The following is an 11,819-nucleotide window of genomic DNA, read 5'->3' on the forward strand; positions in this document are numbered from 1 at the left end:
GCTATACTAGCTGGCTGTTCCCTTCCCACACTCGTCTTGACGCCGAGGTGGGCATTTATGTAAAACGTCCTCAAGGAGTAATGCATGCGTCATTATGAAATCGTTTTTATCGTCCATCCGGACCAGAGCGAGCAAGTCCCGGCGATGATCGAGCGTTACAAGACCACGGTGACCAGCCGCGGCGGTAACATCCATCGCGTGGAAGACTGGGGCCGCCGCCAGATGGCTTACCAGATCCAGAAGCTGCCAAAGGCTCACTACATCTGCCTGAACATCGAGTGCGACAACGAGACCCTGGTCGAGCTGGAAACCGCATTCAAGTTCAATGATGCCGTTCTGCGTCATCTGACCGTCAAGATGAAGAAAGCAGAAACCGCACCGTCGCCGATGATGAAATCGGTGCAGCGCGAAGACGCAGCCAAGAGCCACCGTGCAGAAGCAGCCGCTCCTGCAGCTGCCCCGGCCGCCGCTGCCTAAGATTTTTTCCAGGAATTCGTAGTCAGAAGTAGTAGAACCGGGCAGACGTTGGACAATAATCAGCTTCAGCTCGTCGCGACCATCGCCGAGCGTGATGTCCTGCGCTACACCCCGGCCGGCGTGCCGATCGTTTCAGCCGTCCTGATGCACAGTTCGCATCAGCGCGAGGCGGGGATCGATCGCCTGGTCGAGTTCGAAGTTCCCGCGTTCGCCGCGGGCGAGATTTCGGGCAGGTTCGGCAACGCCGAGCTCGGCGCCAGCTACCGCTTCGATGGATTCCTCGCACGAAAAAATCGCAACAGCAAAGCCCTGGTGTTTCACATCATTGATTTCAGTGCCGCCTAGTTCGGCAATTTAGATATACAGGAGCCTCAAATGGCATTCGGTAAAAAGTTCGACAAAAACAAAGCCAAAGAAAAACTGAAGCGCAAACAGCAGAACCCGCTGTTCAAGCGCAAGAAATTCTGCCGCTTCACCGCCGCCGGCGTTGAGCAGGTCGACTACAAAGACGTCGACACCCTGAAGGACTTCGTCCAGGAAAACGGCAAGATCATGCCAGCACGTCTGACCGGCACCAAGGCGCACTACCAGCGTCAGGTCGACACCGCCATCAAGCGCGCCCGTTACCTGGCGCTGCTGCCGTACACCGACCTGCACCACGGTTAATCGTCGGTCACGACAGTCAGATATCCTGGAGATAAAACATGCAAGTTATTCTGTTGGAAAAAGTTATCAACGTCGGCAACCTGGGCGACGTCGTCAAAGTCAAGGATGGTTACGCACGTAACTTCCTGATCCCACAAAAGATGGCACGCCGCGCTACCGCGTCGGCAGTGGCCGAGTTCGAAGCCAAGCGCGCCGAACTGGAAAAAGCAGCCGCCGAGAAACTGGCAGCCGCCCAAGCCCAAGGCGACAAGCTGAGCGGCCTGACCGTCACCATCGGCCAGAAGGCCGGCGTCGACGGCCGTCTGTTCGGTTCGGTCACCAACGCGGACATCGCTGAAGCGCTGACCAAGCAGGGCTTCCCGGTCGAAAAAGCTGCCGTTCGCCTGCCGAACGGCCCGCTGAAGACCACCGGCGAATTCCCGGTTGCAGTCGCCCTGCACACCGACGTCGTGTCGGAAATCACCATCGCTGTCGTGGGCGAAGCTGCCTAAGCGAATGCTGAACTGAAGTAAAAGCAGTGCACAAAAAAGCCGGGTTCTCCCGGCTTTTTTGCTTTTGAAACTCACCAATTATGACAGCCGTGTGACAGGAGAAGGTATAATGCCGCCCATGAACGCAGCACCCTCAGACCCGCAGATCGAAGCCCTGCGCATCCCCCCGCACTCCATCGAAGCAGAGCAGTCCGTCATCGGCGGCCTGCTGCGCGATAATGCCGCCTGGGACCGCATCGCCGACTTCATGCATGCGGAAGACTTCTACCGTTACGATCACCGCATCATCTTCGAACAGATGGTCCGCCTGATCAACGCCGGCAAGCCGGCCGACGTGATCACGGTCTATGAAGCCTGCAACCAGCTCGGCAAGGCCGAGGAGGTGGGTGGCCTGCAATACCTGAACGCGATGGCGCAGAACACGCCGTCGGCCGCCAATATCCGCCGCTACGCCGAGATCGTGCGCGACCGCGGCATCCTGCGCCAGCTGATCACCGTCGCCGACGAGATTTCCGGCAATGCCTTCAATCCGCAGGGCAAGGAAGTCAAGCAGATGCTCGACGAGGCGGAATCGCGGATCTTCGCCATCGCCGAGCAGGGCGCCCGCGGCGCCCAGGGCTGGCTGGCGGTGCAGCCGCTGCTGACCCAGGTGGTCGAGCGCATCGACGAACTGTACTCGCGCGAGAACCAGGGCGAGATCACCGGCGTGCCGACCGGCTTCATCGACCTCGACCGCATGACCTCCGGCCTGCAGCCGGGCGACCTGGTCATCGTCGCCGGCCGTCCGTCGATGGGCAAGACCGCGTTCTCGGTCAACATCGGCGAGAACGTCGCGATCGAGGCCGGCCTGCCGGTCGCCGTGTTCTCGATGGAGATGGGCGGCGCCCAGCTGGCCATGCGTATGCTCGGCTCGGTCGGCCAGCTCGACCAGCACCGCCTGCGTACCGGCCGCCTGCACGACGAGGACTGGCCGCGCCTGACGCACGCCATCCAGAAGATGAACGATGCCCAGCTGTACATCGACGAAACCCCCGCATTGAATCCGATCGAGATGCGCGCGCGGGCCCGCCGTCTGGCGCGCCAGTGCGGCAAGCTGGGCCTGATCATCGTCGACTACCTGCAGCTGATGCAGGGTTCGAAGCCCGGCGACAACCGCGCCTCCGAGATTTCCGAGATCTCGCGCTCGCTCAAGGGCCTGGCGAAGGAGCTGCAGTGCCCCGTGATCGCGCTGTCGCAGCTGAACCGCTCGCTGGAACAACGCCCCAACAAACGTCCGGTGATGTCCGACCTGCGCGAATCCGGCGCTATCGAACAGGATGCGGACGTGATCATCTTCCTGTACCGCGACGAAGTCTATAACCCGGATTCGCCTGACAAAGGCACCGCCGAGATCATCATCGGCAAGCAGCGTAATGGCCCGATCGGGGCGATTCGCCTGACCTGGATTGGCCAATACACCAAATTTGGCAATTACAGCGGCAACCTGTCTATCTACCAGGGCGACTAAGCCGCATACCGCGGCCAGCGTCACGCCGCATTCCATGCCGTCGCTTTTCCCGGAGCGGCGGCAATACCGAGAGAAAAACGGAGAAAAACAATGTTTGGACGCTTTTTGCCTAAAGAAGGCAATTTTTTTGAACTGTTCAACCAGCACGCGGCCTTGTGCGTGAAGGGTGCCCATGAAATGGTCGGCCTGATGACCAATTTCGACGATCTGGAAACCCGCACCCATGCGGTCGAAACGATCGAGAAACAGGCCGACAAGATCACCTACGCCACCGTCGACCTGCTGCACAAGACCTTCATCACTCCGCTCGACCGCGACGACATCCACAAGCTGATCACGCGCATGGACGACATCCTGGACATGATGGAAGACGCGGCCCAGACCGTGTCGCTGTACGACCTGCATGCGGTCACGCCGGAGGCGAAGCGCCTGGCCGAGCTGTGCCTGTCGTGCTGCCTGAAAGTGCAGGAAGCGGTCTCGATGCTGCACGATATGGACAATGCGCCGAAGATCGTCGCCATCTGCGAAGAGATCGACCGCTTCGAGTCGGACGCCGACCATGTGATGCGCGCCGCCATGTCCAAGCTGTTCCGCGACGAACCGGACGTGCGCAACCTGATCAAGATGAAGGCGATCTACGAGATCCTGGAAACCGTTACCGACCGCTGCGAAGACGTGGCCAACATCATCGAAGGCATCATCGTCGAAAACGCGTAAGCGTCGTTCGAGCGAAACAACCATGGATACTGTTAACATCAGCATTTATGTGCTGGGCATGCTGGTGGTGCTGGCACTCATCTTCGACTTCATGAACGGCTTCCACGACTCGGCGAACTCGATCGCCACCGTCGTGTCGACCGGCGTCCTGAAGCCGCAGCATGCCGTCGCGATGGCCGCCTTCTTCAACTTCATCGCGATCTTCGTGGTCAACATGAAGGTCGCGCAGACCATCGGCAAGGGCACCATCGACCCGAGCGTGGTCGATCACTATGTCATCTTCGGCGCCCTGGTCGGCGCGATTTCCTGGAACCTGATCACCTGGTATTACGGCATCCCGTCCTCGTCCTCGCACGCCCTGATCGGCGGCCTGGTGGGCGCCGCGGTGGCCAAGGCCGGCACCGGCTCGCTGATCTCCGGCGGCCTGCTCAAGACCGTCGCCTTCATCGTGGTCGCGCCGCTGCTGGGCTTCGTGCTCGGTTCGGTCATCATGCTGATCGTGGCCTGGGTCTTCGTGAAGGCGACGCCGCGCAAGGTCGACGGCCTGTTCCGTAAACTCCAGCTGGTCTCGGCCGCGGCCTACTCGCTGGGCCACGGCGGCAACGATGCACAAAAAACCATGGGCATCATCTGGATGCTGCTGATCGCCGCCGGTTACGTCAGCGCCAACGACGCCCATCCGCCGGCCTGGGTCATCATCTCGTGCTACGCCGCGATCGCCTTCGGCACGCTGTTCGGCGGCTGGCGCATCGTCAAGACCATGGGCCAGAAGATCACCAAGCTCAAGCCGGTGGGCGGCTTCTGCGCCGAGACCGGCGGCGCGATGACGCTCCTGATGTCGAGCGCCTTCGGCATTCCGGTGTCGACCACCCATACCATCACCGGTGCGATCGTCGGCGTGGGCGCCGCGCAGAAGGCCTCGGCCGTGCGCTGGGGCGTGGCCGGCAACATCGTGTGGGCCTGGATCTTCACCATTCCGGCGTCGGCGTTCATTGCCGCGGTGGCGTGGTGGGTGGGCACCCACATCATGTGACAGCGCCTTTCAGGCACAGGAAAACGGAGCCGCGCGGCTCCGTTTTTTTTGCGCTCGCACCGCGCGCCGGTTCAGCGCAACAGGCCCTCGTTGCTTCCGGCGCCGTTACCGGTATTCTTCATGTTCTCGAGGTCGGTCTTGTCGACGGTGCTGGCGTTGTTCGCGGTCTGCGTCCGCTTGCGCGGCAGGTAGGTGCCGATCGGGACGTAGCGCTCTTCTTTGGCGCTGGCGCTGACGGCGGCGTCGCCGCCTGGGGTGGTGGACGCGCACCCGGCAAGCAGCAGGGCCGCCGCCGGAACAATCAGGGTGATCTTCATTGATGCTCTCTCGTGGACTGGGACGGACCGGGCGCCGCCGGTATGGATGGACCGCTTCCATTCTAACGCCGCAGGGCAGGCCAGTTCCTCTCGATTCTGGCAGGTTACGCGCATCGCGCGCTGTGCTAATCCAGGACGCTAGCCGAGGTCGACCTCGAGGCCTTCATGGGCCAGGCATACCCGCAGGCCGTCCAGGCGGTCCTGGTAACGCGCCATGACCTCGGCGAAGACCGCTTCGAGTTCATCGTCGCCGCGCGTCGGCTCGTGGTGCGTGCAGTACAGCGCCCGCGCGCCCACCCGCAGCGCCATCTCGAGCGCGCCGTCGAAGGTGCCATGGCCCCAGCCCCGCTTGGACGGGTATTCCTCGCGCGTGTAGGAGCAGTCGACGATCAGGGCGTCCACGCCGCGCATGACGGCGTCCATGCGGCGTTCGCGCTCGCGCAGCTGTTCCTCGCAGGCGGCGTGCTCGGCGCTCCCGGCCGGGTGCGGGTTGGGCCAGGGCTCATGGTCGCCGGTGAAGAACAGCGACTTGCCGTTGCAGTCGATGCGGTAGCCGAGATTGAGCACCGGATGGTTCATCGCCACGTTCGACACCACGGCGTCTTCCAGCGCGATCGGCACGCCGACATCGAGCGTGCGATAGTCGAGGGTGGCGCTCATCTGCGCTTCGCCGACCGGAAAATAGCTGTTCTGCAGCTGCGCGTTCATCACGTGTTCGATGCCGTGGCCCGTGATTTCGTCGTGGGCGCCGTGCAGGCGCACCCGGTTGCCCTTGACGAACAAGGGCGCGAAGAAGGGCAGGCCGTGGATGTGGTCCCAGTGGCTGTGGGTGATGAAGATATTGGCCGCCACCGGCCCTTGCTCGACCAGGTGCTGGGCCAGCGGGAACAGCCCGGTGCCGCCGTCCAGGATCAGGAGGGCGCCGGCGTCGGTGCGCACCTCGATGCAGGTGGTGTTGCCGCCGTAGCGCGCGGTGCGCGGACCCGGCGAAGGGATCGATCCACGCACTCCCCAGAACCGGAATTTCATTGCCGCTCTCCCGTCACGATCACTTGAGTTTTATTCTATCCAGCCTCGATCATAGCGGTATGTATCCTTCCGGCATAGACATTAATTAACGCGCAGTATTTGTTCCGGATCAGGCATCGGCGGCATCGCGCACCCGCGCCAGCAGCAGTTCGCGCTCGGCCGCATTGGCGGTGAGCGCGGCCGCGCGCGCGAATTCGGCGCGCGCTTCCGGCCGGCGGCCGAGCTTGAACAGCAGGTCGCCGCGCACGCTCGGCAGCCAGTGGTAGCCGTCCAGCCGGCCATCCACGAGCAGCCGGTCGGCCAGCGCCAGGCCGGCCGCGGGGCCGTCGGCCATGCCCACCGCCACCGCGCGGTTGAGTTCGACGACGGGAGAGGGCTGGACCACGGCCAGTTCGCCGTACAGGTCGGCGATGCGGCGCCAGTCGGTCAGCTCGGCACGGTGGGCGCGCGCGTGACAGGCGGCGATCTCGGCCTGCAGCACGTAGGAACCACGCGGGGCGCCAATGCGCGCGGCGCGCTCGAGGGCGGCCAGGCCGCGCCGCACCAGCACGCCGTCCCAGCGCGCGCGGTCCTGGTCGAGCAGCAGCACCGGCCGCCCGGCCGCGTCCAGGCGCGCCGCCATGCGCGACGCCTGCAGTTCCATCAGCGCCACCAGGCCATGCACCTCGGGCTCGTTCGGCGCCAGCTCGGCCAGGATGCGGCCCAGGCGCAGCGCCTCGTCGACCAGGGCCGGACGCATCCAGTCGTCGCCCGCCGTGGCGGTATAGCCTTCGTTGAAGATCAGGTACACCGCCTCCAGCACGGCGCCCAGGCGCTGGCCCAGCTCGCCAGGCGGCGGGAGTTCGAACGGCACCTTCGCCTCGCCCAGGGTGCGCTTGGCGCGTACGATGCGCTGGGCCATGGTGCTCTCTGGCACCAGGAAGGCGCGCGCGATCTCGGCGGTGGCCAGGCCGCCGAGCAGCTTGAGCGTCAGCGCCAGCCGCGCATCGAGCGACAGCACCGGGTGGCAGGCGGTGAACATCAGGCGCAGCAGGTCGTCCTTGACCACGTCGTTGCGCCGGGCGTCGAGGTCGTCCACGAAATCCGGCACTGTCAGGGCCTCCTGGGCCTCGAGGTCGAGGCCGATCCGTTCCAGTTTCTGGCGCAGGCTGCGGTCGCGCCGCAGCAGGTCGAAGGCGCCGTTGCGCGCGGCCGTGAGCAGCCAGGCGCCGGGGCGGTCGGGGATGCCGTCGTGCGGCCAGCGCTCCAGCGCCGCCACCAGGGCGTCCTGGGCCAGCTCCTCGGCCAGCCCGACGTCGCGCACGATGCGCGCGACGCTGCCGACGATGCGGCCGGATTCGATCCGCCACAGCGCGACGATGGTGTCCTCGACCCTGCCTGTCATTGCGCTCGCATGCGTTCGATGGTCTCGGTGGGGGCGAAGTCGTCCAGCTCGAACAGCTGGCGCACCTCGATCTCGGCTTCCAGGCCGGGGCCGCGCGGGTTGGGAAAGCGGCGCGTCCATTCGAGCGCTTCCTCGCGCGAGCGGACCTGGATCAGGGTATAGCCGGCGATCAGCTCCTTGGTCTCGGCAAACGGGCCGTCGACGACGCGCCGTGTGTCGCCTTGGTAGCGGATGCGCCAGCCCTGGCTGGTGGGCTTGAGTCCATTGCCGTCGAGGAGGACGCCGGCGCGCGCCAGCTCCTGGTGGTAGTCGTTCATTTCGGCGAGCAGCGGCTCTTGCGGCATCTCTCCCGCTTCGGACGCGGCGCTGGCCTTGACGATGATCATGAATCGCATGGGGTTCTCCTGTGCTGGTGAGTGGCCTGCGGGAGCGGGCCTTTCATTTGCCACGACGAACGGCGTCCAGCGTATTCGACAGCACTGAAAAAATAATTACCGCATGAAGCAGGGGGCCAGCGCGCGCACTTCGACCGTGGCCCATTCGGCGGCCGGGCACTCGGCGGCCAGAGCGACTGCCTCGTCGCGCGAATCGACGTCGACCAAGAAGAACCCACCCACCATTTCCTTGGCCTCGGCGAACGGGCCGTCGACGATGCGCGGCTTGCCGGCCGGGACGCTCACCCGCACCGCGCTGTCGAGGGACGCGAGCGACTCGGCCGCCAGCAACAGGCCGCGTTCCTTCAGGTCTTCTCCCCAGCGCAGCATGCGCTCGTAGGCGGCGCGTCCTTCGGCATCGCTGCGGGTGGCGCGCTGGCCGACCGGCTCGTGGATGAGCAGCATATGGGGCATGTTTTCTCCTGTGGGCGGATGGGTCTGGATGCGTGGACGGGTGTGGCCGCCCACCCTATGGTAGCGCTGTTTGCGGTTCAGGCAAAAAAAACGCCCGCCGGTGAGGGCGGGCGTTTGGCGGCACTGCCGCCTGTTGCGGGCGGCCTGCGGTGTTTTACAGCACGTCGCTGGCGTGGTCGGCCAGGCGCGAGCGTTCGCCGCGCGCCAGGGTCACGTGGCCGCCGTGGCTCCAGCCCTTGAAGCGGTCGACCACATAGGTCAGGCCGCTCGAGCCCTCGGTGAGGTAAGGCGTGTCGATCTGCGCGATATTGCCCAGGCACAGGATCTTGGTGCCGGGACCGGCGCGCGTGACCAGGGTCTTCATCTGCTTCGGCGTCAGGTTCTGCGCCTCGTCGATGATCAGGAACTTGTTCACGAAGGTGCGGCCGCGCATGAAGTTGAGCGACTTGATCTTGATGCGCGAGCGGATCAGGTCTTGCGTGGCGGCGCGGCCCCAGTCGCCGGCGTCGCCGTCCGACTTCATCAGCACCTCGAGGTTGTCGTCGAAGGCGCCCATCCATGGCGACATCTTCTCTTCTTCGGTGCCCGGCAGGAAACCGATGTCCTCGCCCACCGGCACCGTCACGCGGGTGACGATGATCTCGTTGTAGAGCTTGGTCTCGAGCACCTGCGCCAGGCCGGCCGCCAGGGCCAGCAGGGTTTTGCCGGTGCCGGCCTGGCCCAGCAGGGTGACGAAGTCGACCTCGGGATTCATGAGCAGGTTGAGGGCGAAGTTCTGCTCGCGGTTGCGCGCCGTGATGCCCCAGACGTTGTTCTTGTTGTGGCTATAGTCGCGCAGGGTCTGCAGCACGGCGGTCTTGCCGTTGATCGACTTGACCTGCGCGTACAGCGGCGACTGGCCATCCTTCGGCTCGAGGAACAGGAACTGGTTCACCAGCAGGGTCGGGATCAAGGGACCGGTGACGCGGTAGTAGGTCGCCGAGCTGCCGTTCTTGTTTTCCTGCCAGGATTCGACGTCCTTGCCGTGCTTGTCCCAGAAGTCGTCCGGCAGCTGGACGATGCCCGAGTACAGCAGGTCGGTATCTTCCAGCACGTGGTCGTTGAAGTAATCCTCGGCCGGCAAGCCGATGGCGCGCGCCTTGATGCGCATATTGATGTCTTTCGACACCAGCACGATGGCGCGGCCCGCCATCTGCTGCTCGAGCGCGCGCACGACGCCCAGGATCTGGTTGTCGGCCTTGCCCGACGGCAGACCTTCGGGCAGGGCGGCGCTGTTCAGGCGGGTCTGGAACAAGAGGCGGCCCTTGGCATCCTTGTTGCCCAGCTTGGACAGCGGAATGCCCGACTCGATGGCGTCGTCGTCGACGTTGGCGATCAGGGCGTCGAGTGTGCGCGAGACCTGGCGCGCATTGCGCGCGACTTCGGACATGCCCTTCTTGTGGTTGTCCAGCTCCTCGAGCGTCATCATCGGCAGGTAGACGTCGTGCTCTTCGAAGCGGAACAGCGAGGTCGGATCGTGCATCAGCACATTGGTGTCGAGCACGAACACCTTGGTGGCGCCGGAGCGGTCGGCCTTGCGGCTGGTGGACGACTTGATGGTGACTTCGACCGGCTTGTGCTTGGCCGGATGCGGTTGATCGGCGTCGGTCTCGCGCAGCCTGGCTTGTGCAGGGGCGGCTTCAGGCCAGTTCTGCTTGCCTTGCCTGGTGGTCTTGCGGGCCGGCTGCCCAGCCTGTTCGGCGACGGTTGGAACGGCTGCGACGGGTTTGGCAGCCGCGGGCGCTTGCGCCGCGGCCAGGGTGTCTTGCGCCTTGCGGCGTGCGCGCGATTTCGGCGTCGGCACGGCCTGGCCGCTGATCAGGTCTTCGACGTCGTCGTTGGCCTGGGCCGAGACGGGACGTACCGGCGATTTGCCGGGTTCGGCCTTCGGGTAATCTTTTGCCAGCAGCATGGTCGCTGGCTGGGTAGGCATCTTTGGCAGTGGCATCAGGTTCTCAATCTAAAAAAAGTCTGGATGGCCGTGCGCGCGCGGGCCACGTGGCGCGCTGCCGCACGGAGTCGATGCTACTAACGGGAATGGCGGATGAGCCGCCGGGGTGATTGCGAGGAAAAATGTCTGCAGTACGGCCGAGCCCGGAAATGCTCCGGCCCGGCGGGAAACCAGATTGGAAGAATGTGGATGAATTACGGGTTGACTCAAAATAAGGGGTAGCGATCCAGCAGGTTGAACAAACTGGAGCCATCCGTAATTCAGGGCTGGCTCTTCAAAAATTCCAGCACTTCGGTGACGTGATCATTGACTTTCACGCCACGCCATTCTTTCACCAATCGGCCTTGAGCGTCAATGACAAACGTACTGCGCTCGACCCCACGCACTTGTTTGCCATACATATTCTTCATCTTCATGACATTGAATTGCGTGCAGACGGTTTCGTCCGGATCGGAGATCAGTTCGAAGGGCAGGCCCAGCTTGGCCTTGAAGTTCTCGTGCGAGCGCAGCGAGTCGCGGCTCAGGCCAACAATCTCGGCGCCCAGCGCCTGGAACTCGGGCCAGGCTTCGCGAAAGGCGATGCTCTCGGTGGTGCAGCCCGGCGTATTGTCCTTGGGGTAGAAGTACAGCACGGTGTACCTGGCGGGACGGCCAGCCAGCTCGAAGGTCTGGCCACCGGTCATCGGGGCGGAAAATGGGGCGATGGTTGCTTGGCTCTCGGCCACGGGCTTCTCCTGGGCAGTGACAGCGCGCTGCGCTGCAAATATTAACCTCCCGGCGCATGGTGGCGGGGAGCGGCACTGGCATGATAATCCGGCCATGCCACCTGCCGCTAGTGCCCCGGCTGGCCAGAATCGCAATATTTACCCCGATTTGGAAATGTTTCTGGAGATTTAAGATCCGGCTAATGAAATCAGGCGCCGATAATCAGGGCCAGCGTCACCTTGCGTCCTTCACCCATCAGCACGTTATAGGTGCGGCAGGCGGCCTGGCTGTCCATGCTTTCGACGCCGACGTGCATGGCCGACAGGCTGGCCACCAGGCGCGGGTGCACGAAGCGCTGGCGCTCGCCGGTGCCGAGGATGACGACGTCCGGCGCGTCCTTCGCGATCTCTTCGAAGTGGGCGGCGGTCAGGTCGTCGAAGCGGGTCACGTTCCACGGCCGCGGCGGGATCTCCGGGAGCACCGTCAGGCTGTAATTGAAGCGTTCGGCATTGATTTCCACGCCCGAGGCGTCATAGCCGGTCACGGTCTGGTATTGTTGGGTGTTGTCGGAATGAAGCTTCATGGCGTTGGCTGAAATCCGGTGGGCTGCAAAGGCCCATTGTAACCGGATCGGCAAGGTTGCCTAAACGGGGCG

The 11,819-nt window shown here is 64.0% G+C and carries 15 protein-coding genes; 7 read left to right on the forward strand and 8 right to left on the reverse strand.

Annotated elements, in window-relative coordinates:
• Positions 1-84: 84 nt before the first annotated feature.
• The 7 genes from rpsF (at position 85) to LO55_RS13550 (ending at position 4,891) form a co-directional block, all read left to right on the forward strand.
• The gene (gene rpsF / locus LO55_RS13520; RefSeq protein WP_005666068.1) at positions 85-477 is read left to right on the forward strand and encodes a 30S ribosomal protein S6; all 393 of its coding nucleotides are present in this window, start codon (positions 85-87) and stop codon (positions 475-477) included.
• A gap of 48 nt (positions 478-525) precedes the next feature.
• Positions 526-822: a primosomal replication protein N gene (gene priB / locus LO55_RS13525; protein ID WP_071361851.1), complete on the forward strand. Its 297-nt coding sequence runs from the start codon at positions 526-528 to the stop codon at positions 820-822.
• 30 nt (positions 823-852) lie between these two features.
• Complete coding sequence (rpsR, locus tag LO55_RS13530; RefSeq protein ID WP_005666071.1) at positions 853-1,143, forward strand: 30S ribosomal protein S18; 291 nt, start codon at positions 853-855, stop codon at positions 1,141-1,143.
• 38 nt (positions 1,144-1,181) lie between these two features.
• Positions 1,182-1,634: a 50S ribosomal protein L9 gene (gene rplI / locus LO55_RS13535; RefSeq protein WP_005666073.1), complete on the forward strand. Its 453-nt coding sequence runs from the start codon at positions 1,182-1,184 to the stop codon at positions 1,632-1,634.
• 109 nt (positions 1,635-1,743) lie between these two features.
• The gene (locus tag LO55_RS13540; RefSeq protein ID WP_005666075.1) at positions 1,744-3,141 is read left to right on the forward strand and encodes a replicative DNA helicase; all 1,398 of its coding nucleotides are present in this window, start codon (positions 1,744-1,746) and stop codon (positions 3,139-3,141) included.
• Positions 3,142-3,231: 90 nt separating this feature from the next.
• The gene (locus LO55_RS13545) at positions 3,232-3,858 is read left to right on the forward strand and encodes a DUF47 domain-containing protein (protein WP_005666076.1); all 627 of its coding nucleotides are present in this window, start codon (positions 3,232-3,234) and stop codon (positions 3,856-3,858) included.
• A gap of 22 nt (positions 3,859-3,880) precedes the next feature.
• A complete protein-coding gene (locus LO55_RS13550) occupies positions 3,881-4,891 on the forward strand; it encodes an inorganic phosphate transporter (RefSeq protein ID WP_071361852.1) in 1,011 nt (336 codons plus the stop codon).
• Between the two features lie 71 nt (positions 4,892-4,962).
• Here LO55_RS13550 and LO55_RS13555 read toward each other — a convergent pair whose 3' ends face one another.
• From LO55_RS13555 to LO55_RS13590, 8 genes are all read right to left on the reverse strand, one after another.
• Positions 4,963-5,208, reverse strand: coding sequence for a hypothetical protein (locus LO55_RS13555; RefSeq protein ID WP_071361853.1), 246 nt, complete (start codon positions 5,206-5,208; stop codon positions 4,963-4,965).
• Between the two features lie 138 nt (positions 5,209-5,346).
• A complete protein-coding gene (locus LO55_RS13560) occupies positions 5,347-6,237 on the reverse strand; it encodes an MBL fold metallo-hydrolase (protein WP_071361854.1) in 891 nt (296 codons plus the stop codon).
• 109 nt (positions 6,238-6,346) lie between these two features.
• The gene (locus LO55_RS13565; RefSeq protein ID WP_071361855.1) at positions 6,347-7,621 is read right to left on the reverse strand and encodes an RNA polymerase sigma factor; all 1,275 of its coding nucleotides are present in this window, start codon (positions 7,619-7,621) and stop codon (positions 6,347-6,349) included.
• On the reverse strand, positions 7,618-8,016 hold the full coding sequence (locus tag LO55_RS13570; protein ID WP_071361856.1) for a YciI family protein: 399 nt from the start codon (positions 8,014-8,016) through the stop codon (positions 7,618-7,620). The genes LO55_RS13565 and LO55_RS13570 overlap by 4 nt, the downstream gene beginning before the upstream one ends.
• A gap of 96 nt (positions 8,017-8,112) precedes the next feature.
• Entirely contained in the window at positions 8,113-8,469 is a 357-nt protein-coding gene (locus LO55_RS13575) for a YciI family protein (protein WP_071361857.1), read from the reverse strand.
• 154 nt (positions 8,470-8,623) lie between these two features.
• Positions 8,624-10,456 carry a PhoH family protein gene (locus LO55_RS13580; RefSeq protein ID WP_071361858.1) on the reverse strand — a complete coding sequence of 611 codons (1,833 nt, stop codon included), beginning with the start codon at positions 10,454-10,456 and terminating at the stop codon, positions 8,624-8,626.
• Between the two features lie 263 nt (positions 10,457-10,719).
• The gene (locus tag LO55_RS13585; protein WP_005666093.1) at positions 10,720-11,184 is read right to left on the reverse strand and encodes a peroxiredoxin; all 465 of its coding nucleotides are present in this window, start codon (positions 11,182-11,184) and stop codon (positions 10,720-10,722) included.
• A 188-nt stretch (positions 11,185-11,372) separates the two neighbouring features.
• A complete protein-coding gene (locus tag LO55_RS13590) occupies positions 11,373-11,747 on the reverse strand; it encodes an Mth938-like domain-containing protein (RefSeq protein ID WP_005666095.1) in 375 nt (124 codons plus the stop codon).
• Positions 11,748-11,819: the final 72 nt, after the last annotated feature.

The organism is Massilia timonae (assembly GCF_001866515.1).
GTDB classification, from domain to species: domain Bacteria; phylum Pseudomonadota; class Gammaproteobacteria; order Burkholderiales; family Burkholderiaceae_D; genus Telluria; species Telluria timonae.

Coding starts and splice junctions, on each gene's coding strand:
- rpsR (WP_005666071.1), top strand. CDS start 853: ATGGCATTCGGTAAAAAGTTCGACAAAAACAAAGCCAAAGAAAAACTG.
- LO55_RS13590 (WP_005666095.1), bottom strand. CDS start 11,747: ATGAAGCTTCATTCCGACAACACCCAACAATACCAGACCGTGACCGGC.
- LO55_RS13560 (WP_071361854.1), bottom strand. CDS start 6,237: ATGAAATTCCGGTTCTGGGGAGTGCGTGGATCGATCCCTTCGCCGGGT.
- LO55_RS13540 (WP_005666075.1), top strand. CDS start 1,744: ATGCCGCCCATGAACGCAGCACCCTCAGACCCGCAGATCGAAGCCCTG.
- rpsF (WP_005666068.1), top strand. CDS start 85: ATGCGTCATTATGAAATCGTTTTTATCGTCCATCCGGACCAGAGCGAG.
- LO55_RS13570 (WP_071361856.1), bottom strand. CDS start 8,016: ATGCGATTCATGATCATCGTCAAGGCCAGCGCCGCGTCCGAAGCGGGA.
- LO55_RS13575 (WP_071361857.1), bottom strand. CDS start 8,469: ATGCCCCATATGCTGCTCATCCACGAGCCGGTCGGCCAGCGCGCCACC.
- LO55_RS13550 (WP_071361852.1), top strand. CDS start 3,881: ATGGATACTGTTAACATCAGCATTTATGTGCTGGGCATGCTGGTGGTG.
- LO55_RS13545 (WP_005666076.1), top strand. CDS start 3,232: ATGTTTGGACGCTTTTTGCCTAAAGAAGGCAATTTTTTTGAACTGTTC.
- LO55_RS13555 (WP_071361853.1), bottom strand. CDS start 5,208: ATGAAGATCACCCTGATTGTTCCGGCGGCGGCCCTGCTGCTTGCCGGG.
- rplI (WP_005666073.1), top strand. CDS start 1,182: ATGCAAGTTATTCTGTTGGAAAAAGTTATCAACGTCGGCAACCTGGGC.
- LO55_RS13565 (WP_071361855.1), bottom strand. CDS start 7,621: ATGACAGGCAGGGTCGAGGACACCATCGTCGCGCTGTGGCGGATCGAA.
- LO55_RS13580 (WP_071361858.1), bottom strand. CDS start 10,456: ATGCCACTGCCAAAGATGCCTACCCAGCCAGCGACCATGCTGCTGGCA.